The organism is Collinsella aerofaciens (assembly GCF_015546965.1).
Taxonomy (GTDB): domain Bacteria; phylum Actinomycetota; class Coriobacteriia; order Coriobacteriales; family Coriobacteriaceae; genus Collinsella; species Collinsella aerofaciens_X.
Genome location: NZ_JADMUF010000003.1, coordinates 34,268 through 57,259, shown reverse-complemented (window position 1 = coordinate 57,259; position 22,992 = coordinate 34,268). Strand labels below are relative to the sequence as shown.

Genomic DNA, 22,992 nt, shown 5'->3' with positions numbered 1-22,992 from the left:
GTGCCCTCCGCCGAGCTCTCCCGCGGCCGCGGCGGCCCGCGCTGCATGAGCATGCCCTTCTGGCGCGAGGACCTCTAAGTCTTTCCGTTTCCGGTGCGGTCCCCCTACAACCGCACCGGCTTCGCCCGTTAAACAGGCAACACTAATACTTACGTAATTCATTTCTTCGAAAGGAATCGAACCATGGGTGTTAACCTCTCCGGCCGTAGCTTCCTCAAGCTTCTCGACCTCACCACCGAGGAGATCGAGTACCTGCTCAAGCTCTCCAAGAACTTCAAGGACATGAAGCGCGCTGGCGTTCCGCACCGCTATCTCGAGGGCAAGAACATCGTTCTGCTCTTCCAGAAGACCTCCACTCGTACCCGCTGCGCCTTCGAGGTCGGCGGCATGGACCTGGGCATGGGCGTGACCTATCTCGATCCCGGTTCGTCGCAGATGGGCAAGAAGGAGTCCATCGAGGACACCGCCCGCGTTCTTGGCCGCATGTATGACGGCATCGAGTTCCGTGGCTTTGCCCAGGACGACGTCGAGGAGCTCGCTGCTAAGTCCGGCGTGCCCGTGTGGAACGGCCTGACCACCGAGTGGCACCCCACCCAGATGCTCGCCGACATCCTGACCGTCCAGGAGAACTTCAACTACGACATCAAGGGCAAGACCCTCGTCTTCATGGGCGACTGCAAGAACAACGTTGCTCGCTCCCTCATGGTCGTCTGCTCCAAGCTCGGCATGAACTTCGTGGCCTGCGGACCCGAGGAGTGCATGCCCGCTGACGACGTCATCGAGGCCTGCAAGCCCATCGCCGAGGCCAACGGCTGCACCATCAAGCTGACCACCGACGTCAAGGACGGCGTCACCGGTGCCGACGTTATCTACACCGACGTGTGGGTCTCCATGGGCGAGCCCGACGAGGTCTGGGCCGAGCGCATCGCTCAGCTCACCCCGTATCGCGTTACCTCCGAGGTCATGGCTATGGCCAACCCGGGTGCCATCTTCCTGCACTGCCTGCCCAGCTTCCACGACACCAACACCACGATTGGCGCCGAGAAGTGCGAGCAGTTCGGCATCACCGAGCAGGAGGTCACCGACGAGGTCTTCGAGAGCCCCGCTTCCAAGGTCTTCGACGAGGCCGAGAACCGCATGCACACCATCAAGGCTGTCATGTACGCCACGCTCAAGTAAGAGCATCTAGCATCTCGCTCGGGGTGTCTTGCTGCACACCCCGAGCGGCTTTGTCTGGTAAATATCTCGCGTCGGGCGGTGGGCACGGCACGGAAGATCCGCTTCGCGCGAGAAAGTTAAATGATTTATGAAGGGGGGATGAGAACCATGACTGAGACCGCTAAGAAAAAGCGCGGTATGCCTTCATCGTTCACCATTCTTCTAGCTCTGCTGGCAATTGTTGCAGTGATTACCGTTATCGTCTCCGGCACGTCCGGCGGCGCGGTTACTGCAGCCCGCCTGAGCGATTTCTGCACCGCCCCGATCCTGGGCTTCGCTGACGCTCTGCCCGTCTGCCTCTTCGTTATGATCCTGGGCGGCTTCCTCGGTATGATGACCGAGACTGGCGCTCTGGACAACGGCATCGCCGTTCTGGTGCAGAAGCTTAAGGGCAACGAGATCATGCTCGTTCCTGTCCTTATGCTCATTTTCTCCCTCGGTGGTACCACCTATGGTATGTGCGAGGAGACCGTTCCCTTCTACGCTCTGCTCGCCGCTACCATGATGGCTGCTGGCTTCGACCCCATGGTCGGCGCCGCTACCGTCCTGCTCGGCGCTGGCTGCGGCTGCCTGGGCTCCACGGTTAACCCGTTCGCCGTCGGCGCTGCTGTCGACGCTCTGACCGGCGTTGGCATTGAGGTCAACCAGTCCATCATCATCGGCCTCGGTGCCGTCCTGTGGATTGTCACTACCGCCATGTCCATCGTCTTCGTGATGAACTATGCCAAGAAGGTCAAGGCTGACAAGGGTTCCACCATCCTGTCGATGCAGGAGCTCAAGGACGCCGAAGAGGCTCACGGCAAGGCTGCTTCCGAGGTCCACAAGGAGGTCAAGCTCACCGGTCGTCAGAAGGGTGTTCTGATCGCCTTCGCCTTCACCTTCGTCGTCATGATCGTCGGCTTCATTCCGCTGGCCGACCTCAACGAGGGCGTCGCCAACTTCTTCGACGCTGGCGCTGTCTACGACGCCGACGGTAACGCCGTCGTCCAGGGCTGGTCTGCCCTGATCACCGGCCTGCCCATTGGCCAGTGGTACTTCGACGAGGCTTCCACCTGGTTCTTCCTCATGGCCGTCCTGATCGGTATCATCGGTGGCCTGTCCGAGAAGCAGATCGTCAACACCTTCATCACCGGCGCTGCCGACATGATGTCCGTTGTTCTCGTCATTGCCCTCGCCCGTGGTATCTCCGTCCTCATGGCTAACACCGGTCTCGACGTCTTCGTCCTCGACGCTGCCGCCAATGCCCTGGCTGGCCTGTCCGGCGTGATCTTCGCTCCCATGAGCTTCCTGGTCTACTTCGGCCTGTCCTTCCTGATCCCCTCGACCTCCGGTATGGCCACTGTCTCCATGCCCATCATGGGACCGCTGGCTGTTAAGCTCGGCTTCTCACCCGAGGTCATGGTTATGATCTTCTCCGCCGCTATCGGTGTCGTGAACCTGTTCACCCCGACCTCCGGCGCCATCATGGGCGGTCTCGCCCTGGCCAAGATCGAGTGGACGACCTGGCTCAAGTTTGCCCTTAAGCTCATCGTCGCTCTCTCCGTCGTCTGCGCCGTCATCCTGACCGTCGCCTGCGTGCTGCTCTAAGTACCCAACGGGTACCCCACGGAAACCTTGACGATCCTGTAGAGGATCACCTGGTCATCGTCTGTCCGGTGGGGTCAACCCACCGGTAGACTCCTACCTTTAGCCCCCTCCCGTTCCGTGCGCGGGAGGGGGCGCTTTTATGTTGCGCGGTTCTACGAACCGCGCAACCAGTCGACGCTGCGCGCCGTCCAGAACGACAATTTGTCATTCAAAAGGCAAGGCATGACCAAAAGGTCTATGCCTCGCCTTTTTCATGCCAACTTGTACGTTCTGGACGGCGCTCGCTGTCCGTCCTCTGCCTGCGGCGCTTTCCATTGTTGGTGCAGAGGGCGCTTTGCATACTCTGGCGGGCTTTCGCTGGCTTATGCTCAACCTGCGGCGCTGCCATCGTTGGTGCTGAGTGACTTGTTCCTCGCCTCAAATTAGCCATCCTGGGTCCCCGGTGGTTGCGGTGGGCGTGTTTGGTTGGTGCCTGTTGATGGTCTGGTTATCGGGGAGGGCGGGCTCCGTTATAATCGCGTAGGAACTTAATTTACGAAACGGGACGGGAGCCATACATGCGCCAGGGTTTCGACAACGCGAAGTATATCGAGCTGCAGGCTGCTCACATTAAGGAGCGCATCTCGCAGTTTGGTGGCAAGCTCTATTTGGAGTTTGGCGGTAAGCTGTTCGATGACTATCATGCGAGCCGCGTGCTGCCGGGTTTTGAACCGGACAGCAAGTTCCGCATGCTCAAGAGCATCGCCGACGATGTCGAGGTTATCATCGCGATCAACGCGAACCACATCGAGAAAAACAAGGCTCGTGGTGACCTCGGTATTACCTATGACGAGGATGTGCTGCGCCTGGTTGACCTGTTCCGCGGCAACGGCTTTGCCGTCGCGGCTGTGGTCATCACCCAGTACGCCGGCCAGCCTGCTGCCGATGTGTTCCGCAACCGCCTGAACGCGCTCGGCATTCCTGCCAAGCTGCACTATCCCATCGAGGGCTACCCGCACGATGTCGATCTGATCGTGTCCGATGATGGCTACGGCAAGAACGAGTTTGTCGAGACCACCCGACCGCTCGTCGTGGTCACTGCCCCCGGTCCTGGCTCGGGCAAGCTTGCCACCTGCCTGTCTCAGCTCTATCACGAGCACAAGCATGGCACGGCCGCCGGCTATGCCAAATTCGAGACCTTCCCGGTTTGGAATCTGCCCCTTACGCATCCGGTCAACATTGCCTATGAGGCCGCCACGGCAGACCTCGATGACGCCAACATCATCGACTCCTTCCACCTTGAGGCCTACAACAAGACCACGGTCAACTACAACCGCGACGTCGAGGCCTTCCCGGTAGTCCGTGCCCTGATGGAAAAGATCCTGGGCAAGAGCCCCTACCAGAGCCCTACGGACATGGGCGTCAATATGGTTGGCTTTGCCATCACCGATGACGATGCCTGCCGCGACGCTTCCAAGATGGAGATTGTCCGCCGCTACTTTACCGCGGTCGAAAATGTGCGCCGTACCGGCGTGGGCGATGAACAAGTCGACCGTCTCAAGATTATTATGAAGAAAGCCGGCATCGATAAGAACTACTCACCGGCGCGCTCGGCGGCCCTCACCAGGGAGCAGCTGACGGGCGGTCCCGTGGGTGCCATGGTCATGCCCGATGGCTCCGTGGTGACCGGTAAGACCTCCACGCGCCTGGGCGCCGCAAGTTCGCTCATTATGAACGCCCTCAAGCATGTCTCGGGCGTCGACCTTGAGCTCGAGGTCATTAGCGATGAGGCGATCGAGCCCATCAGCAAGCTCAAGACGCATTTCCTGGGCAGCAAAAACCCGCGCCTCCACACCGACGAGACGCTTATGGCGCTGTCGATCACCTCGGCCACGAGTGAGACGGCCGCTCGCGTCCTTTCGGGCCTGGAGCAGCTGCGCGGTTGCGATGCCTTCTTTAGCGTGATCATCTCGCCGACGGACGAGACGGTACTGCGCAAACTGGGTATCAACGTGTGCTGCGAGCCCAAGTTTGAGCGCTGCGGTTTCTTCCATCGCTAAGTTTGAAGCACCGCGGTAATTGCATTGCATTTTGGCCGTATCGGGTTAGCGCCCGGTACGGCTTTTTGATCAATAAAGCGCCTATTTCGGCGAAAAATAGCCGTTTACCTGCCTAGAAACAATTTGAGCGGTATACAATAACCGTAACTGTTTCATCCTTAGCGGGATGCCGCATGATGGATATTACCTGCCATCGTGAGGTGTGTCGGTCGCGCACGGCGCGTTAGATGCTCGTGCTCGGTTTGAGGAGGCTGCTATGGCGGGCAAGGGTCGTGCGAGTGTCAACGATATGAAGCGTGTCGAGGTGCTGGTGTTGATGGAGATCGACCAGCAAACCGAAGACAATGGCGGGCCGTATGGTTTCTCGCGCAAAACGCTTGCCGAGCGCGTGGGGGTTTCGCCGTATCGTGCCCGCGCCGCAATCGATCGCTTGGATTCCGAAGGCATGATTGATGTCGTCTCGCGTTATAGCGACGACGGCGGTCAGCTTGCAAATGGTATTTGCCTCACCGAACGTGGCGAGTGGTATCTTGAGGGCGTCCGTACCGGCATGCTCGTTCAAGAAATGCTTGAGGACGAGGCTGCTGATCGATAGCAGCATGTAACCCTTGCCATAACGACGCCGCCTGGGAAACCGGGCGGCGTTTTGTTTCAAGATTGAGAAATGCAATCGCACGCGAGAAAAATTGCGAACGGTCCGCGGCGCGAGTATTACAATGAAGACCCGTAAGATGTGTATGGACAACTTCTACGGGAAGCGCAGGTAACTCAATATGACCAAGCATGTGTTCGTAACCGGTGGCGTGGTTTCGTCCCTGGGCAAGGGTATCACCGCGGCCTCGCTGGGCCGTCTGCTCAAGTCGCGTGGCTACAAAGTAACGATGCAGAAAGCCGACCCGTATCTGAACGTCGACCCCGGTACCATGAGCCCCTTCCAGCATGGTGAGGTCTTCGTTACCGAGGATGGTTACGAGTCCGACCTGGACCTGGGTCATTACGAGCGCTTTATTGATGAGAATCTGACCCGCGATTCCAACTTTACGACCGGTGCCATCTACAAAAGCCTAATCGCCCGTGAGCGTCGCGGCGACTTTTTGGGCGGTACCGTGCAGGTGATTCCCCACGTCACCAATGCCATTAAGGACAAGTTCCGCCGCATCGAGGAGCAGACCGGCTCCGATGTAGTCATCACCGAGCTGGGCGGCACGATCGGCGACATCGAGTCCCAACCGTTTGTCGAGGCCATCCGCCAGTACCGCAAGGAGGCCGGCCCCGAGAACGTCTGCTACATCCACGTGTCGCTCGTTCCCTATATCGCCGCCGCCCACGAGGTCAAGACCAAGCCCACGCAGCATTCCGTCAAGGAGCTCCGCAGCTTTGGCATCCAGCCCGATATCATCGTGCTGCGCTCCGACCACCATATCGATGACGCTATCCGCGGAAAGATCGCAAGCTTCTGCGACGTCGACACCGATTGCGTCTTTACCAACGAGGACTGCGCGAGCATTTACGATGTTCCGCAGCTGCTTGCCGAGCAGGACTTTGACCTGCGCATTTGCGAGCGCCTGGGTCTGGATCCGCGTGAGCGCGACATGAGCGAGTGGAACGAGTTCCTGCGCAAACAGAATCACGCCAACCATCACGCCGACAAGGTGAAGATCGCCGTCGTGGGCAAGTACACGCAGCTGCCCGATGCGTACCTGTCGGTTATCGAGGCCCTGCACCATGCGGGCGTCTTCTACGATCGCCATGTGGACGTCCAGCTGGTCGACGGCGAGAGCCTCGACGAGCAGAATGTCTCCGAGGTTCTGGGCGACGCCTCGGGCATCCTGGTTCCCGGCGGCTTTGGCAAGCGCGCCCTGGAGGGCAAGATCCTCGCGGCCGAGTTTGCCCGTGAGCACAAGATTCCGTATCTGGGCATTTGCCTGGGTATGCAGGTCGCCGTGTGCGAGTTCGCCCGCAACGTTGTCGGCCTTGCCGGTGCCAGCTCCTCCGAGTTTGATCCGGACGGTCCGTATAGCGTCATCGACCTGATGAGCTCGCAGGAGGACGTGACCGAGAAGGGCGGCACCATGCGCCTGGGCGCCTATCCGTGCAAGCTCGCCGCCGATACTCTTGCTCGTGAGGCATATGGCGAGGAACTCGTCTACGAGCGTCACCGTCACCGCTTTGAGTTCAACAACGCCTTCCGCGACCAGCTCGAGGACGCCGGTTTGGTTATCTCGGGTCTGTCGCCTGACGAGCGCTTGGTCGAGATGGTCGAGCTGCCGCGCGACGTGCATCCGTGGTATGTGGCAACCCAGGCGCATCCCGAGTTCAAGAGCCGCCCGACCAACCCGCAGCCGCTGTTCCGCGAGTTCGTGCGCGCTTCGATCGGCCAGCACGAGGGTGTCGACCGTCTGCAGGTGACGCCCATGAACCTCGCTACGGACTAAGGGTGCCGGCGAATAAGGAATATACCGAAGCTACTCCCTCGTCGCTCGCCGTGGCGGCGGGGGAGTATCTCGATTACCTCGCGGTCGAGCGGGGTTTGGCGCGCAACACGATTGCGGCCTATCGTCGTGACCTGACGACGTACTGCGCCTATCTGGAGCGGGCGGGTATTGTGTCTTTTGAAGAGGTGACTCGTCAGGTCGTGGAGGGCTTTGTCGCCGACCGTCGCGATGGGGGCTATTCCGATGCCTCGGTGGAGCGTGCGCTTGCGGCCGTGAAGGGCTTGCACGCCTTTTTGGTGCGCGATGGGGCTGTGGCCCAAAATCCAACGGCGGCGTTGCGCCTGCCTAAAAAGGCTGATCGTTTGCCGGAGTATCTATCGGTGGAGGATGTCTCGGCGCTGCTCGATCAAGATTTCCCCGAGGGCGAGATGGGCTTGCGCGACCATGCCATCTTGGAAGTGCTCTACGGATGCGGTTTGCGTGTGAGCGAGTTGGTGGGGCTCGATGTGGGCGATATCCATATTGACGATGGCTTTGTACTCGTTCGCGGTAAGGGCTCAAAGGAACGCCTGTCCCCGCTGGTGGGAAGCGCGGCGCGAGCCCTGACGCTCTATGTAACCGAGGGGCGTTCTCGCTTGGCGGCCCATGCCCGCGGAACCGAGACCTTGGCGGTCTTTTTAAATAAGAACGGCCGCCGTCTGTCGCGCCAGGGCATCCATGCCATCTGTGAGCGCTATGGGCGCCAGGTGGGGCTGGTGGGACTCCATCCCCATACGCTGCGTCACTCCTTTGCCACCCATATGCTTGCGGGCGGTGCAGACCTCCGTGTGCTACAGGAGATCTTGGGGCATGCCGATATATCGACCACGCAGATCTACACGCATATCGATCGTACGCAACTTACCGAGGTCTATCTGGCGGCGCACCCGCTGGCACATCGTTAACACATCGCTGATCTGCAAATTCACAGGTATTTGGGGACGGGCTCCAGATTGCCGCGGCGCGCTTTTGCGCGCGCAGGGGCAATCTGGGGCTCGTCCCATTTTTCGCCACTTGTCATCGCGGTGGTGGGCCGAATGTGCCTTGGGTGGGGGAGTTTGGGGGCGATGTGAACGGCATGTAAAGGGACGCAAAAATCGCCTCAAGGTCAACTTGAAGGTTGAGGTTGAAAGGCGGGGTGCCACAGGTGGCATCCCGCTGTTGCTGTAAACACAACATATTGTGTTTTCGAACATATGCTTGGGGGTGTTTTGCAATATATGGTGGGTGGAGTGGTGGGGTGGAGTGGGGGAAGGGGTGGGGAAAGGTGTTGAAAAATGGGGCGGTTCCCCATATTATTAATGACGTCGACAGGCGGGGTGGTTCCCCGCGTACGTGCCATCTGAGTAACCGAGGGGAGGGCGCACATGGGAATGACTGGTGCATACGAGCGCAATCTCGATGCAAAAGGTCGTCTGTCCCTGCCTGCACCCCTTCGTGAGGAACTTGGAGAGCACGTTCGCGTGTTCAAAGCCCTGGATGTCGATGCTCTGTACGTGTTCTCTGCCGAGGCCTTCGATAAGTGGGTCGAAGGACTCTTCGCGGGTCGTGAGGGCCACGAGGGCTTTAACCCGCGTGACATTAACGACCAGAAGCTCATGAGGGCGATCAACAAGCGCACCACGTCGATGGACGTGGACAGCGCCGGTCGTATCGGTCTTTCCGAGTCTCTCCGCAAGCAGGCGAACCTCGACCGCGAGGTCACGGTTGTGGGCAACTACGACCACCTTGAGGTTTGGGATCGCGCCGCGGCCGATGAGGACGATGACGATGAGGCCTTGCTGGACCTCTTCTTCTCGTAAGGGCAAGGCACGGGTAACGGATGGAGCGTGGGATCTTGACACAAGAATATCGGCATGAACCTGTCATGCTCGGCGAAGTGCTTGAGTCGCTGCAGCTCAAGAGCGGCTCCGTTGTCTGCGATTGCACCCTTGGCGGTGCCGGCCATTCGGTAAAGATGGCCGCGCAGGTGGGGGAGACGGGCCTTTTGCTCGGCGTCGATCAGGACGACATGGCCCTCGAGGCCGCTGGCGCCCGTCTGGACCGCGAGGTTCCCGGCATTCCGCACCAGCTGCTGAAGGGCAACTTCGGCGACTTGGACGAGCTGCTTTGCTCGGCCGAGGTGCCCGGGGTCGATGGCTTCCTGTTCGATTTGGGCGTTTCGTCACCGCAACTCGATATCCCTGGCAGGGGCTTTTCGTATAACGAGGACGCCCCATTGGACATGCGGATGGATCCGGGTAATAACACCTTAAACGCAGCTGAGGTCATCAACACCTATAACGAACACGACCTCGCCCGGATTCTACGCGTCTACGGCGAAGAGAAGTTCGCCTCGCAGATTGCGCGCGAGATCGTGCGCCGCCGCGAGCAAGAACCGATCGAAACTACCGGCCAATTTGTCGAGATCATCAAGGCGGGTATCCCGGCTGCCGCTCGTCGGCATGGCGGACACCCGGCCAAGAAAAGTTTCCAGGCCATTCGCATCGAGGTCAATCACGAGCTCGATGTGCTCGAGAGAGGGCTTGATGCCGCCACCAGGTGGCTCAACCCGGGCGGGCGTATTTGCGTCATCTCGTATCACTCGCTCGAGGACCGTATCGTAAAGAACCACTTTAAGGAGATGAGCCAGGGGTGCACGTGTCCGCCGGAGATTCCGGTGTGCGTGTGCGGCAACGTGCCGATACTCAAGGTCATCACCCGCAAACCCTTGGTTGCCCAGCCTGATGAGGTTGAGCGCAACCCTCGGGCGAGATCAGCCAAAATCCGCGTGGCGCAGCGTCTGTAGGCGCGACCGCGCGATATTGGGCCTCCCGCTCGCACCATAAACGAAGCTTAAACACACTACCAACGTACTCGGGATGGGAGGCGGCATATCATGGGCTACAACACTTCAAGCGCAGCACTCGCCTATGATATGAACGCCATGCCCGCCTATCGTGAGACGCCGCAGGCCCCCGTTGCTCCCCGTGAGCAGCGCACGCCGCGCTTTGATGTCTACACGGGCGCGGGCCGTCAGGCAAACCAGGCGGTAAGCCCGGTTTTCATGAGCGTTCTTAAAACGTTTTGCATCATTGCGGCTATCTTCATGACGATCGGCGTCGCCCGCGTGGCGCTCGCCGGCGTTACGGCCCAGGTGCTCAACAGCAACGCCGAGCTTACCAACACGCTCGAAAAGGCGACCGATGAGAGCTCCGACCTGGAGGTCATGCATTCGGTCTATGGCGCCGACACGCGCATTCGCGACCTTGCGGGCGCTTATGGCATGGTGGAGCCCAGCGAGAGCGTTACACTTGACTTTTCGCAGGATGCAGCCGCGGGCGCCAACGCGACCGCGACCGCTCAGTAGCAAGACGGTAGCTGAGTATGACAAATGACTATCGCCGCGGTTCCGATGGGGGCCGCGGTTCTGGACGTCCCTCGTCGCGGGGACGTTCTGGTTATCAAGGAACGGGTCGGCAATCTTACAACGCCGGGCAGTCCCGTGGCAACGACCCGGCGTCGCGACTTCGCGGCTCGGGCGGCCCTCAAGTGCATAACACCAGGTCGCGCAAGAGTTCGTCGACCGAATGGCTCACAGGCGCGCCTCTGCCTCGCCGCAAAGCCGTCATGGGATTCATTGGGCTTGGCTTGGGCTTGGGCGTCTTTCGCCTTGCCGACTATCAAATTGTCGAAGCCGATAAACTGCGCGAGCGTGCCGATGCGCGCCGCCTGCTTGCGCAGACCCTCTATGCCAAACGCGGCACCATCTACGACCGCAACGGTAACGTGCTGGCGTCGTCGGTCGAATGTCGCAACATCGCCGTGAACCCGCAGCTTGTCGAGGATGTTGACAAGACGGTGTCGGCGCTGGTCAAGGCAACTGGAATCGATAAAAAGACCTGCCGCAAGCTCGTCGAGTCCGATGGCACCTGGGTGTATATCAAGCGCCAAGTGGACGAAGACGATGCTGCGGTGCTGGAGAAGAAGAACCTGCCCGGCGTGCTTTTTGAGCAGGCCATGAAGCGCGTATATCCATACGGCAATCTGGCATCGCAGGTGCTGGGTGTAGTGAATGTGGACAACGACGGCTTGACGGGTCTCGAAAAGCAATACAACAAGCTTCTGACCGGCACGAACGGTTCTCTCGTACGCGAGCGCGCGAGGGACGGCAGCTATATCGCGGGCGGTGCCTATAAAAAGGTGGCCGCGGTCGACGGCGTTGATATCGTGACGACGCTCGACGTCAATATCCAGCGTGCGGCTGAGGATGCTCTGGCAGAGGCTGTCGAGAAGACAAAGGCCAAGAACGGCTCGGCTTTGGTCACCGACCCCACGACCGGTGAAATTCTCGCAGCCTGCTCGTACCCGACCTACGACCAGACCGATCTGGAGAACGCCAAGACCGAGGATATGAACCTGCGCCTGGTCACTGACGCCTACGAGCCCGGCTCGGTCTTTAAGACGCTCGTGGCGGGCGCCGGCTTCGACTTGGGCGTCGTACGATTGAGTACGTCGTTTGAGGTGCCGGCGAGCATCAAGGTGGGCGACGATACCGTTACCGATGCCGATAAGCGCGACTATGGCATGACCATGGATGTGCGCGAGATGATGCGCCGTTCGTCCAATGTGGGCTTTGTCCTGGTGGGGCGCAAGATCGGTGCCGACGACTTTGCCGCCTATGTGGACAAGTGGGGCATCGGTCACAGCTCCGGTGTCGATTTTCCGGGCGAGAGCCTGGGCATCGTCAAGGAGCGTGACCAGTATGACGGCGCCACGCTGGGATCGATGAGCTTTGGACAGGCGCTGTCCGTCTCGCCGATTGAGATCGCACGTGCCGTGGGCGGCATCGCCAATGGCGGCGTGATGATGACCCCGCACTTCTATAAGTCCAGCAAAGGCGACGAGAAGGACTGGGGCGAAGGCGAACGCGCGATTTCTGAGGACGCCGCATCCCAGGTGACATCGTGCATGCAGACGGTCGTGTCCGAGGGAACGGGCGTTGGCGGCGCGGTTGACGGCTATGACGTGGCGGGTAAGACCGGTACGGCCGAACGAGCCGACGAGAACGGCGGCTACCTCAAGGAGAACTACATGTCGTCCTTTATGGGCTTTGCGCCGGCACAATCGCCCAAGGTGCTGTGCTATATCACGCTCGACGGAACGCCGAGCGGCTCAGATGCCGCTGCGGTGCCGTTCCAGTCCATTATGGCCAACGCGCTCGACGTGCTGGGTATCCCGCACACGAAGTAGGGGGTTACAATCTTTGGGGCGTGGTTTGTTGTCCCATATGAGGGGTGTTCACATGCCCTGCACCACGCATGCGCGGCGCTGGGATACAATACGCCGATAGCATTATTAGGTTTACAGGGGAGCTGCAATGATAGAGATCGCCGTCAACAACCTCGCGGCCGCAACAGGGGCCCGAACCGTGACGGGAGAAGCCGATCGGGTATGCCGCGGGTGCGTTATCGACTCGCGTCAGGTCGAGGAAGGGACGATTTTCGTCGCCTTTCCCGGTGAAAACGTCGACGGCAATGATTTTGCTTCCCGTGCCGTCCAGTCGGGTGCCGGCGCCGTCGTAATGACGCGTGAGCCCGAGGCCGAGCTGGTCTCGCTGGCGCAGGACAAGGGCTGTGCCATCCTGCTGACCGATGATCCCGAGGACTTTCTGCTGCGTTTGGCGCACACGTACCGTCTGGAGCTCGGCTGCCTGGTCGTTGGTATTACCGGTTCCATCGGCAAGACGACGACCAAGGACGTGCTCGCCGCTGTGCTCGCCAAGCGCTATCGTGTCTGGGCCACCAAGGGCAATTTCAATAACCTGATCGGCATGCCGCTCACGGTGCTTTCCGCTCCGGCCGATACCGAGGTCCTGGTGCTCGAGATGGGCATGAACCATTTCCACGAGATCGAGCGCCTGTCCCAGTCCGCCAATCCCAACCTTGCCATCGTGAGCAAGATTGGTACCTCTCATATCGGCATTTTGGGTAGCCGCGAGAACATCGCCCGCGCTAAGGCCGAGATTGTCCAGGGTATGTGCGCCGCCGGCGACTTCTTGCCGCTGCTGGTTTTAGGCGGCGAGGACGACTTTACGCCGTTCATTTGCGATACGTTCGCCCAGCCTGCTGGTATCGATGTGATGCTGGCCGGCGTCTCGGACGATGATGAGATCCGCGCCCGCGACGTTCGTGTTGATGACGAGGGCCGTCCGGTCTTTACGCTCGATTTTGGTCAGGGCGAGACGATTGATACCATGCTTGCCATCCCCGGCGTGCAGTCCGTTCCAAATGCCGTTAAGGCCGCCGCGGTTGCCTATCGCCTGGGCGTGACGCCCGAGCAGATCGATGCTGCCTTTAGGGGCCTCACGATCACCGGTCACCGCCAGGAGATCAAGTGCGCCAAGAGCGGTGCCCGCGTCATCGACGATTCCTATAACGCCAGTGCCGAATCCATGGCTGCTGGCCTCGATCTGCTGTGCTCGCTTTCGTGCGCGGGGTCTCGCATGGCGATCCTGGGCGAGATGGGCGAGATGGGCGATGAGGCTCCTCGCATGCATGAGCTCGTGGGCGCCTATGCCGCCGCCAAGAAGCTCGACATGCTGGCGTGCGTGGGTGGTGAGCTGGCCCAGCTTATGGCCGATGCCGCGCGCATGATGGGTATGGACGAGGACCGCATCCAGGTGTTCTCCGATTATCAGCAGGTGCTCGACCGCATGGGCGGCGCGCTTGAAAAACATGATGTTGTACTGGTCAAGGGTTCCCGCTTTGTTGAGCTCGACCGCTTTGTGGAAGGTGTGTGCTAGCCCATGTTCGGCAATCCCTCGTATCCAACGTATCAGGCTTTTTTGGGGCTTGGCATCGCCGCTGCCATTGCGCTGCTGCTCATGCCGTGGTGGATCAAGCTGCTTAAGGTCGAGGGTATCGGCCAGCAGGTTCGTGCCGACGGCCCCAAGCGTCATTTGGTTAAGCAGGGAACGCCCACCATGGGTGGCGTTGTCATCCTCGTCGCGATCTCGCTGACCTGCCTGCTGATGGGCAAGCTCACCACCGAGCTCGTGCTCGTGCTGCTCGCCACGCTGGCGACCGGCGTGCTGGGCCTGATTGACGACCTGACCTCCGTTACGCATGGGCGCTCGCTCGGTCTGACGCCTCATGCCAAGATGATCGGTCTAACCATTATCTGTGTCACCTTTACGGTACTTGCCGTCAACTGGTGCGGCGTCGCCCCCGAGATTCGTTTTCCCGGCGGCCTGACGATTGACCTCGGTGTTCTTTCGACCACCATCTGCGGCCTTTCGTTCCCGTGGCTCTACATTGTCTTTTGCTGGCTGATGATCGCCGGTCTTTCTAATGCCGTGAACCTGACCGATGGCCTTGACGGTCTTGCTGGCGGCACCTCCATGATTGCCATGCTCGCCATGGCTGCCATGGCGTTTTTGCACGGAGACGTGAACCTGTCCATCTTCTGCACCGCGTGTGCCGGTGCCTGCTTGGGCTTTCTGTGGTTCAACTGCTATCCGGCGAGCATCTTTATGGGCGATACCGGCTCGCTTGCCCTGGGCGCCGCGTTTGCCTGCACGTCCATCATGACCAACACCGAGGTCGTCTCCCTCATCATCGGCGGCCTGTTTATCGTTGAGACCCTGTCGGTCATGATTCAGGTTGTCTACTTCCACTTTACGCACAAGCGCGTCTTCCTTATGGCGCCCATCCATCATCATTTCGAAAAGAAGGGCTGGGCCGAGACCAAGGTCGTCATCCGTTTTTGGATTATCGCTGCGGCCTTTGGTGCCGTTGGCCTTGCTTTGTTCTTCCAGTTGGGATAGTGGTCTTTCATGCCTCTTGCTGATGTCTTTAGCCTGCTCGTTTTGGGTCAGGGCAAATCCGGTCTCGATGTCGCCCGCTGGGCGCTGGCACATCCCGAGCGCGTAAGCGCCGTTACCGTGTATGGCGGCGGCACCTCTGAGCCCAATGACGCCACGCGTGCGCTCGAGGCTGCTGGTGCGTCGTTTGTCTATGGGACCGAACAGGTCGAGGGCGCCTATGACGTATGCGTGACGTGCCCGGGCATCTCGGAGTTCTCGGGCTTCTTTAAGGCCGGGCGCGAGCATGCCGCCCAAATTATGGGTGAGCCTGAGTTTGCCTATCGCCTGTCTCCCCAAAACTGGATTGCCATCACGGGCACCAATGGCAAGACGACTACCACGTCGCTGACTGATTATCTGCTCAAGGCTGCCGGCGAGGCCAGCGTTGCTGTCGGCAACATCGGCGAGCCGCCGGTCAACGAGATTGACGGCCGAGCCCGCAACGAGTGGTTTGTGGCTGAGCTCTCGAGCTATCAGATTGCTACGACCGCCGAGCTTCATCCTCGCGTGGCGGTGCTGCTCAACATCACTCCCGACCACTTGGGCTGGCATAAGAGCCATAAGAACTATGCGCTTGCCAAGATCAAACTGTTTGACAATATGGTCGATGACGATCTGGCGGTTGTCGACGTCGAAGACGCCGGCATTCACGAGTTCGATGAGTACATCTACACGCCGGGTCGTCGCATCTGCAAGGTCGCTTTTGACGAGCCCGAGGGCGAGGATGCCGCCTTTGTGCGCGATGGCAAGATGATCGTGCGCCTGAAGGGCGTCGAGACCCCGCTCATCGCTACATCCGAGCTCAAGATCTCGGGCCATCACAATGTTATCAATGCCCTGTGCGCTGCCACGGTTGCCCTGGCAGTCGGTGCCGATGTCGATGGTGTCTGCCGCGGTCTGGCCTCGTTCCAGCCGCTCGAGCACCGCGTGGAGCCGTGTGGCGAGATTGACGGCGTGCGCTACGTCAACGATTCCAAGGCGACCAACACCGATGCGGTCGAGAAGGCGCTGACGGCATTTCCCGATGACGACGTGATCTTGCTGCTCGGCGGCCACGATAAGGGCACGCCGCTCACGGACTTCGCGCGCGTCGTTATGGACAACGTACGCTCGGTCGTCTGCTTTGGCGATGCGCGCGAGCGTTTCACCGCCGCTATGGACGAGGCCGATGTCGATGGCGATGTGGATATCGCCCAGGCGGATGACCTGCGCGATGCCGTGGACGTCGCCCGTTCGCTGTCGAGCCGTGGCGACGTGATCTTACTTTCTCCTGCCTGCTCTTCGTTCGATGAGTTCTCGGGCTATGAGGAGCGCGGCCGCGTGTTTAAGGACTATGTGGCCCAGCTTGCCGCTGCGGCGAAATCGCAAATGGAATAGGGGTTGCCGGTGAGAGAGGAGAGCCCCCGACAAGGTATGAGGAGGCCCGACTCGGACCGTGCTTCCTCGCGGCGCAGCACACCGCGTTCCGGTCGCGGCGGGCAGTCGTTTAGCGAACGCTATATTGCCGGCGTTCCCGCCCGTATCATGCGCCCCCGTTTGATATTCATGGCCTGCTTGTTTACCTTGGTATGCTTTGGCCTGCTGATGGTGTACTCGGCGTCTTCGGTCGAGGCGCTGCACGAGAATGGCTCGGCGACGTTTTTTCTGGGTCGACAGGCCGCGTTTGCTGTGGTCGGTGTTCTAGCGCTGATTGCCATCGTGCGCGTTTTGCCGGACAGCTGGTTTGGGGAGGATGTGCTCAGGATCTTCCTTATCGGCATGATAGGGCTACTGCTTCTGGTGTTCTTGGTGGGCAGCGGCAGCCGTGGCGCCACGCGCTGGCTCAACATCGCCGGTATTCAGTTCCAGCCTTCTGAGTTTTTAAAGCCATTTGCCATTGCGTATTCGGCCATCATGCTTGATCGCTTCTTTTCGCCCGGTGGCAACATCAACGAATTCCTTCGCAAGATGGGCATCTACTTGGGCATTTCGCTCTTTCTGATCTTTATCCAGCCCGATTTCGGTACTGTCCTGATCATCCTGTTGACCCTCATGTGCATGGCGTTGTTTGCGGGTCTCGACCCCAGATTTATCATCGGCGTGCTAATCTTCGGCATTCTCGTGATCGTGATTGCGCTTGTTGCAGAGCCGTACCGTATGGTGCGTATTCAGGTTGCCTTGAACCCTTGGGCCGACGAGTATGGTGACGGCTATCAGGCCACGCTTGCCATCATGGCCTTTGCCTCGGGCGGTCTGTTCGGCCGTGGCATCGGCAACTCAACCATGAAGTACTCGTATCTGCCCGAGGCGCACAATGACTACATCCTGGCCATCATTGGCGAGGAAGTCGGTTTTGTCGGAACCGTGCTGTTCTTCTTGGTGTTTGCGATGCTGATCTATTCGGCGTTTCGCATTGCCGAGCAGGCGACCGATCGTCGGGGCGCGCTTATGGCGTCTGGCTCCGCGGTCATTCTCGCGGTGCAGTTTTTGATTAACGCGTTGGGCATCCTCAACGTGTTTCCCATGACGGGCAAGCCGTTGCCGTTTATTAGCTACGGCGGTTCGTCGATTATTGTGTCGCTTATGCTTGCCGGGTTGATCCTGCGCGTTTCGTACGAGAGCGCCCGTCGCGATGAGTACGACCGTCGCCGCGAGAGCTTTGCCGTTATGGATGAGAGTACCGCCGGCGTAGCTCATGTGCGCGGTGAACGACCTTCGCGTAGCGGCTTTACCGTTCTGGATGGTTCTGCATCCGAGCCGGCAGCTCGTCCACGCCCGCGAACGGCTCCGCAAGGTCGTCCGCAGCGTCCCAGCTCTCGCAACGCGGGCGGCGGATATAATCGAATCGATTTGAACTCGGACCCGTCGGCGCGTCTGCGCACCGACGACCAGGGACCGCGTGTACGAAGGGACTACCATGACCGATAAGATGACCGTTGCTATTGCAGCCGGCGGCACGGCAGGACACATCAACCCCGCGCTCGCCTTGGCCGAAGAGCTGCGTGACCGTGGCCACCACGTTGTGTTCGTGGGCCAGTCGCGCAAGCTCGAGGGTCGTCTGGTCCCCGAGGCTGGGTTTGATTTTGTGCCCATTACGGTCACGGGCTTCGACCGCTCCCGTCCTTGGACGGCGCTGACCTCGCTGTGGCGTGTCAACAAGGCCAAGCGTGCGCTCGCCAGTCATTTCTCAAAGGTCGGTAAGCCCGATGCCGCCATCGGTTTTGGTGCCTATGTCGAGGTTCCGTTGCTGGGGTGGTGCAAGGGCGCAGGCGTTCCGTATCTGCTGCATGAGCAGAACTCTGTTCCGGGCCTGGCCAACAAGATGATGAACTCCCACGCCGCCCGCGTGTGCATCTCGGTGCCGGCAGCGCGCTCGGTCTTTGAGCGCGAAGGTGACCCTGACCACGTGCTCATGACCGGCAATCCCGTACGTCGCTCAGTGATCGAGGGCGATCGCGCTCGCGGCCGCAAGGCACTTGCCGTTCCCGAGGACGCTACGCTGCTGCTCGTTTTTGGCGGTTCACTTGGCGCCCAGCACCTCAACGAGCGCGTGGCTTCGCTCAAAAACGAGCTGCTTTCGCGCAAGAACCTCTATGTGTTGCATTCGACGGGCGCTGACGGCTTTGAGGAGACCGAGCGCGCTTTGGCGCTGACGCCCGAGGAGGCGAAGCGTTACCGCGTCCAGCCTTACATCGACGACATGGGCGATATGCTGGCTGCTGCCGATTTGGTGCTCTCGCGTTCGGGCGCATCGAGCGTGGCCGAGATCGCTGCGCTCGCCGTGCCCTCGGTGCTCGTGCCGTATCCGCATGCGACGGCCGACCACCAAACCACCAATGCCCGTTATCTGGTCGACGCCGGGGCCGGCGTACTCTGCGCCGATGCCGATATCGACGGTTCTGCCTTTGCCGATGAGCTGCTGCACCTGGTCGATGACGCGGCGGCGCGCGAGGCCATGCGCCAGGCGGCGCGTGGTCTGGCTCAGGATAGGGCCGCCGCTCTTCTGGCGGATGCGGTAGAGGGTTTGCGTTAGTTAGACGGGATATCGTCGGTCGCCCTCGCGCTGATGCGGTAGGTGCGGTACAGTTAACGGGTTACAGGCAGTGTTTACGCAAGGAGTACACGAGCACATGGCTGATTCCCAGACTGCAACCTCCGCGCCCGAGTTTAAGAGCGCCCACTTTATCGGTATCGGCGGCGCCGGCATGAGCGGCATCGCCCTCGTTCTGCACGAGCGTGGTTATGCCGTTACCGGCTCCGACCTTAAGACGTCACGTTATATCCGCCAGCTTACCCGCGCTGGTGTGAAGGTGCATGTGGGCCATGAGGCCGCCACGATCGACGAGGTCAAGCCCGACGTGGTTGTTGTCTCCACCGCTATTCCGGAGTCCAACCCTGAACTCGTGCGCGCTCGCGAGCTTGGTATTCCCGTGTGGCCCCGTGCCAAGATGCTCTCTGCCTTGGGCCACGGCTACACCACCGTCGCTGTTGCCGGCACGCATGGCAAGACCACCACGTCTTCGATGTGCGCCACCATGCTCGACCGCATGGGCCTGGATCCGAGCTTCTTGATCGGCGGCATCGTCGAGGGCTATGACACGAACGGCAAGAACGGCTCGGGCGACTACTTTGTCGCCGAGGCCGACGAGTCCGACAGCTCCTTCCTGTTCCTGAACCCCAACGTAGTCATTGTGACCAACGTCGAGGCCGACCACCTCGATCACTACTCGGGTATCGAGGAGATCGAGGCGACTTTCGCCAAATTCATGAGCCTGGTGGGCGAGGACGGCACTGTCATCGTCTGCGGTGAGGACCCGCATCTGGTCGAGCTCGCCAAGTCGACGGGCCGTCACGTGCTTTCCTACGGCTTTGCCGAGAGCAACGACATCGTCTGCATGCACCCGGATGTCAAGGGCATCCAGAGTGACTTTATCGTTCGCTTTGAGGACGGCACTGAGCATGCTGTGGAGATCAAGAGCAATCCCGGTCGCCACAACATGCTCAACGCCACGGCGGTGCTCACCGTCGCACATGTCCTGGGCCTTGACATCGACGCCGCCGCCAAGGCGCTCTCGAGCTTTGAGGGCGTCCGTCGTCGCTTTACCCACGTGGGCGATATCGATGGCATCACCGTGGTCGATGATTACGGCCATCACCCCACCGAGATCAAGGCGACGCTTGCCGCCGCTTCGTCGCTGGGCTACAAGCACGTCGACGTCGTGTTCCAGCCGCACCGCTATTCGCGCCTGCAGGCCCTGTGCGACGACTTTGCCGATGCATTTGCCAATGCCGATAAACTGCTGCTGATTGATGTGTTCTCGGCTGGCGAGATGCCCATTCCGGGTGTCACCTCTAAGATGCTCGCCGATACCGTGCGCGCCAAGCATCCTGGCAAGGAGGTCGTGTACTGCTCCAGCCGTCTTGAGCTCAATCAGGAGCTCGAGCAGATGGTGGGCGAGGGCGACCTGCTGCTCACCATGGGTGCCGGTGACGTTACGACCGTCGGTCCTGAGTTTATCGAGTATCTGACTGCCAAGAAAGACGCTTAAGTCTAATGGGTCTGTTTAACGCCGTCATGGCGCTCTCGGGCATGATCGACACGGATGTCATCGAGGACGAGCGCCTTGCGCGCCATACGAGCTATCGTATCGGCGGCAAGGCCGACCTCTTTGTGACGTGCCATAGCTATCATGCCCTTCGCCGCGCCGTGGCGGTGCTCGATCGCGAGCAGGTGCCGTGGGTCATCATCGGCAAGGGCTCCAATCTGCTGGTTGCCGATGGCGGTTATCGCGGTGCCGTCATTTCGCTCGGACGTGAGTTTCAGCGCACGGTTGTTGCCGATGACGGTTGCACGCTGACGGTCGGAGCGGGCGTGATGTTTGCGCGCCTGGTCAACGATGCCCTGTCGCGTAGCCTCTCGGGCCTTGAGTTTGCCGTTGGCATCCCCGGTTCGGTCGGCGGTGCGATATCTATGAATGCCGGCACACGGACCGAGTGGATTGGCTCGCTGGTTGAGGATGTCGTAACGTTTGACCCGGCATCCGGTATCAAGCATTATGCAGGGTCCGAGATCACTTGGGGCTACCGCGAATGTAGCCTTCCCCGCAATGAGATCATCCTCGAGTGCGTGCTCAAGCTTAAACCGGCGCCCAAGGCCGACATTCGCGAGCGCATGGAACGGTACCTGACGAGGCGCAAGCGTACGCAGCCCATGGGTCGCGCATCCTGCGGGTCGGTCTTTCGTAACCCGCCCGATGCGAGTGTGGGCAAGCTTATCGAGGATTGTGGATTAAAGGGTTTTTCGATTGGCGGCGCGGAAGTTTCGCCCGTTCACGCTAATTTTATCGTTAATAACGGAACTGCCTCGGCCGATGACGTTGCCGCGGTTATCAGACATGTGCACGGAAAGGTGAGGGAGGCGTATGGCATCGAGCTCAGACCGGAAGTTAAATTCCTCGGCTTCTAGAGCATCGAAACCCACCTTCCGCCGCGCCGGAGGGCGTTCCGGCGCGCCTGCCAAACCTCAACGCAATACCGTCGCGCACTCTAAGTCTGTCGGGCATGCTCGACAGACCAGTCGTCCGGTTGTCGGCTCGCAGCTCGGTAATCGTTCGGCCGCAAAAAAGCCCTCGCGTCCCTCGATGACGTCAAAGCCTGTTATGGGCGCCAAGCCTGCCCGTCCTATGGCAACTCCTAAGCCCTCGACAGGAACTAAGGCGGCGCGTTCGGGTCGCACGCTGGGCGCATCGAAACCGCGCTCGCTGACATCGGTGCCGGCTACCGCCAAGAAGCCTTCGGGTAAAAAAGGCGTCAACCCGTTGTCTTCACTTGGGGCGATGGCAAATAAAACATCAGACGCCGCTTCTGTCGTTGCAGGCAAAGGCAAAATCGTGGGCGGCGTTCTGGCCGTCTTGGCCGTGCTCGTCGTCGTTGCCGTCGTGGTGATCAACTCTGGATTGTTTACCGCCACTGATATTCAGATTCAAGGCAGCGAGCATGTGACGAAGCACGATGCTATTCAGCTGATCGATTTGCCCGAGGGAACGTCGCTTTTTAACGTCGATCCCGACCAGATTACCGAGGACCTCAAGCAGAACCCGTGGGTCTCGGGCGTGGATGTCCAGCGTCAGTTCCCGCATACGCTCATCATTACGCCTATGGAGCGCAAGGTCATCGCAATTGCCTATATCAGCTCCGATGACCTTGCCTGGGCCATCGGGGATGATGACACCTGGATCGCCCCGCTGTCGACGTCGGTCGAAGTGGATGACCAGGGCAACGTCATCACGACGGGGCAGGGCTCAAATACCCTGACCGGCATTGATGCCGCGCTGGCGCTCGCTAAGCACTATGGCGCGGTGTTGTTGACTGATGTCTCGGCGGATGTCGCTCCGGTTTCCGGCCAGGCGGTGAGCTCCAAGGCCGTTAAGGCTGGCTTGGATTATGTGCGTGGTTTTTCGAGCGAGTTCTTGGGACAAGTCAAGGATATTTCCACGCCTTCGGTCGAAGCCATCTCGGCAAACCTCAATAACGGCATTGAGGTGTCGCTGGGCGATTCGAACGATATCGTCAAGAAGGAGCGCGTAGTCACCAAGTTGCTTTCGCAGGTAGAGGGCGTAACGTATATCAATGTGCGCTCTCCGGGCAACTACACATTTAGGAATGCTCCGACCTCGTAGCGCTGGTTGATGCTTTGTTGAGGGGCCATACCACGCCGTTTATCTGGTTTGTTTGGTTTTCACGGTCAATTATTTGACTGATACGTTCATAATGTGCAAACATAATACGGTTTACCTTTGCATTTACTTTCAACCTGAAGGTTAATGTGCGCAGGGGTCGACCCATGCTA

The 22,992-nt window shown here is 59.9% G+C and carries 19 protein-coding genes; all 19 read left to right on the top strand.

Annotation, left to right across the window (positions count from 1 at the left end):
• Nucleotides 1-78: an arginine deiminase family protein gene (locus tag I1M21_RS10000; RefSeq protein ID WP_253274637.1), complete on the top strand. Its 78-nt coding sequence runs from the start codon at nucleotides 1-3 to the stop codon at nucleotides 76-78.
• Nucleotides 79-183: 105 nt separating this feature from the next.
• The gene (gene argF / locus I1M21_RS03560; protein WP_006234279.1) at nucleotides 184-1,179 is read left to right on the top strand and encodes an ornithine carbamoyltransferase; all 996 of its coding nucleotides are present in this window, start codon (nucleotides 184-186) and stop codon (nucleotides 1,177-1,179) included.
• Nucleotides 1,180-1,317: 138 nt separating this feature from the next.
• Nucleotides 1,318-2,805: a YfcC family protein gene (locus I1M21_RS03555; protein ID WP_370739707.1), complete on the top strand. Its 1,488-nt coding sequence runs from the start codon at nucleotides 1,318-1,320 to the stop codon at nucleotides 2,803-2,805.
• Nucleotides 2,806-3,362: 557 nt separating this feature from the next.
• Nucleotides 3,363-4,844: a DUF1846 domain-containing protein gene (locus I1M21_RS03550; RefSeq protein WP_195192458.1), complete on the top strand. Its 1,482-nt coding sequence runs from the start codon at nucleotides 3,363-3,365 to the stop codon at nucleotides 4,842-4,844.
• A gap of 256 nt (nucleotides 4,845-5,100) precedes the next feature.
• Complete coding sequence (locus I1M21_RS03545; RefSeq protein ID WP_022094205.1) at nucleotides 5,101-5,439, top strand: helix-turn-helix domain-containing protein; 339 nt, start codon at nucleotides 5,101-5,103, stop codon at nucleotides 5,437-5,439.
• 178 nt (nucleotides 5,440-5,617) lie between these two features.
• Nucleotides 5,618-7,279 (top strand): CTP synthase, encoded by a 1,662-nt coding sequence (gene pyrG, locus I1M21_RS03540; protein ID WP_006234274.1) that lies wholly within the window; start codon nucleotides 5,618-5,620, stop codon nucleotides 7,277-7,279.
• Between the two features lie 2 nt (nucleotides 7,280-7,281).
• Nucleotides 7,282-8,223: a site-specific tyrosine recombinase XerD gene (gene xerD, locus I1M21_RS03535; RefSeq protein ID WP_195192457.1), complete on the top strand. Its 942-nt coding sequence runs from the start codon at nucleotides 7,282-7,284 to the stop codon at nucleotides 8,221-8,223.
• 462 nt (nucleotides 8,224-8,685) lie between these two features.
• On the top strand, nucleotides 8,686-9,120 hold the full coding sequence (locus I1M21_RS03530; protein ID WP_006234269.1) for a division/cell wall cluster transcriptional repressor MraZ: 435 nt from the start codon (nucleotides 8,686-8,688) through the stop codon (nucleotides 9,118-9,120).
• Nucleotides 9,121-9,140: 20 nt separating this feature from the next.
• Entirely contained in the window at nucleotides 9,141-10,106 is a 966-nt protein-coding gene (rsmH, locus tag I1M21_RS03525) for a 16S rRNA (cytosine(1402)-N(4))-methyltransferase RsmH (RefSeq protein WP_195192456.1), read from the top strand.
• Between the two features lie 90 nt (nucleotides 10,107-10,196).
• Nucleotides 10,197-10,667, top strand: coding sequence for a hypothetical protein (locus I1M21_RS03520; protein ID WP_022094483.1), 471 nt, complete (start codon nucleotides 10,197-10,199; stop codon nucleotides 10,665-10,667).
• Nucleotides 10,668-10,927: 260 nt separating this feature from the next.
• Nucleotides 10,928-12,550 carry a peptidoglycan D,D-transpeptidase FtsI family protein gene (locus I1M21_RS03515; protein ID WP_195192455.1) on the top strand — a complete coding sequence of 541 codons (1,623 nt, stop codon included), beginning with the start codon at nucleotides 10,928-10,930 and terminating at the stop codon, nucleotides 12,548-12,550.
• A 127-nt stretch (nucleotides 12,551-12,677) separates the two neighbouring features.
• Nucleotides 12,678-14,102 carry a UDP-N-acetylmuramoyl-tripeptide--D-alanyl-D-alanine ligase gene (locus tag I1M21_RS03510; protein WP_195192454.1) on the top strand — a complete coding sequence of 475 codons (1,425 nt, stop codon included), beginning with the start codon at nucleotides 12,678-12,680 and terminating at the stop codon, nucleotides 14,100-14,102.
• A 3-nt stretch (nucleotides 14,103-14,105) separates the two neighbouring features.
• The gene (mraY, locus tag I1M21_RS03505; RefSeq protein ID WP_006234262.1) at nucleotides 14,106-15,125 is read left to right on the top strand and encodes a phospho-N-acetylmuramoyl-pentapeptide-transferase; all 1,020 of its coding nucleotides are present in this window, start codon (nucleotides 14,106-14,108) and stop codon (nucleotides 15,123-15,125) included.
• A gap of 9 nt (nucleotides 15,126-15,134) precedes the next feature.
• The gene (gene murD, locus I1M21_RS03500) at nucleotides 15,135-16,541 is read left to right on the top strand and encodes a UDP-N-acetylmuramoyl-L-alanine--D-glutamate ligase (RefSeq protein WP_195192453.1); all 1,407 of its coding nucleotides are present in this window, start codon (nucleotides 15,135-15,137) and stop codon (nucleotides 16,539-16,541) included.
• 36 nt (nucleotides 16,542-16,577) lie between these two features.
• A complete protein-coding gene (gene ftsW / locus I1M21_RS03495) occupies nucleotides 16,578-18,071 on the top strand; it encodes a putative lipid II flippase FtsW (protein WP_195192452.1) in 1,494 nt (497 codons plus the stop codon).
• Complete coding sequence (gene murG / locus I1M21_RS03490) at nucleotides 18,061-19,176, top strand: undecaprenyldiphospho-muramoylpentapeptide beta-N-acetylglucosaminyltransferase (protein WP_195192451.1); 1,116 nt, start codon at nucleotides 18,061-18,063, stop codon at nucleotides 19,174-19,176. The genes ftsW and murG overlap by 11 nt, the downstream gene beginning before the upstream one ends.
• Before the next feature lie 97 nt (nucleotides 19,177-19,273).
• Entirely contained in the window at nucleotides 19,274-20,692 is a 1,419-nt protein-coding gene (gene murC / locus I1M21_RS03485; RefSeq protein ID WP_055286074.1) for a UDP-N-acetylmuramate--L-alanine ligase, read from the top strand.
• Nucleotides 20,693-20,697: 5 nt separating this feature from the next.
• On the top strand, nucleotides 20,698-21,609 hold the full coding sequence (gene murB, locus I1M21_RS03480; protein ID WP_006234257.1) for a UDP-N-acetylmuramate dehydrogenase: 912 nt from the start codon (nucleotides 20,698-20,700) through the stop codon (nucleotides 21,607-21,609).
• A 217-nt stretch (nucleotides 21,610-21,826) separates the two neighbouring features.
• The gene (locus tag I1M21_RS03475; protein ID WP_229025561.1) at nucleotides 21,827-22,822 is read left to right on the top strand and encodes a cell division protein FtsQ/DivIB; all 996 of its coding nucleotides are present in this window, start codon (nucleotides 21,827-21,829) and stop codon (nucleotides 22,820-22,822) included.
• Nucleotides 22,823-22,992: the final 170 nt, after the last annotated feature.

Coding starts and splice junctions, on each gene's coding strand:
- I1M21_RS03515 (WP_195192455.1), top strand. CDS start 10,928: ATGGGATTCATTGGGCTTGGCTTGGGCTTGGGCGTCTTTCGCCTTGCC.
- I1M21_RS03475 (WP_229025561.1), top strand. CDS start 21,827: ATGGCAACTCCTAAGCCCTCGACAGGAACTAAGGCGGCGCGTTCGGGT.
- I1M21_RS03550 (WP_195192458.1), top strand. CDS start 3,363: ATGCGCCAGGGTTTCGACAACGCGAAGTATATCGAGCTGCAGGCTGCT.
- rsmH (WP_195192456.1), top strand. CDS start 9,141: ATGGAGCGTGGGATCTTGACACAAGAATATCGGCATGAACCTGTCATG.
- ftsW (WP_195192452.1), top strand. CDS start 16,578: ATGAGGAGGCCCGACTCGGACCGTGCTTCCTCGCGGCGCAGCACACCG.
- mraY (WP_006234262.1), top strand. CDS start 14,106: ATGTTCGGCAATCCCTCGTATCCAACGTATCAGGCTTTTTTGGGGCTT.
- pyrG (WP_006234274.1), top strand. CDS start 5,618: ATGACCAAGCATGTGTTCGTAACCGGTGGCGTGGTTTCGTCCCTGGGC.
- I1M21_RS03555 (WP_370739707.1), top strand. CDS start 1,318: ATGAGAACCATGACTGAGACCGCTAAGAAAAAGCGCGGTATGCCTTCA.
- I1M21_RS03510 (WP_195192454.1), top strand. CDS start 12,678: ATGATAGAGATCGCCGTCAACAACCTCGCGGCCGCAACAGGGGCCCGA.
- murD (WP_195192453.1), top strand. CDS start 15,135: ATGCCTCTTGCTGATGTCTTTAGCCTGCTCGTTTTGGGTCAGGGCAAA.
- I1M21_RS03545 (WP_022094205.1), top strand. CDS start 5,101: ATGGCGGGCAAGGGTCGTGCGAGTGTCAACGATATGAAGCGTGTCGAG.
- argF (WP_006234279.1), top strand. CDS start 184: ATGGGTGTTAACCTCTCCGGCCGTAGCTTCCTCAAGCTTCTCGACCTC.
- murB (WP_006234257.1), top strand. CDS start 20,698: ATGGGTCTGTTTAACGCCGTCATGGCGCTCTCGGGCATGATCGACACG.
- I1M21_RS03530 (WP_006234269.1), top strand. CDS start 8,686: ATGGGAATGACTGGTGCATACGAGCGCAATCTCGATGCAAAAGGTCGT.
- I1M21_RS03520 (WP_022094483.1), top strand. CDS start 10,197: ATGGGCTACAACACTTCAAGCGCAGCACTCGCCTATGATATGAACGCC.
- murC (WP_055286074.1), top strand. CDS start 19,274: ATGGCTGATTCCCAGACTGCAACCTCCGCGCCCGAGTTTAAGAGCGCC.
- murG (WP_195192451.1), top strand. CDS start 18,061: ATGACCGATAAGATGACCGTTGCTATTGCAGCCGGCGGCACGGCAGGA.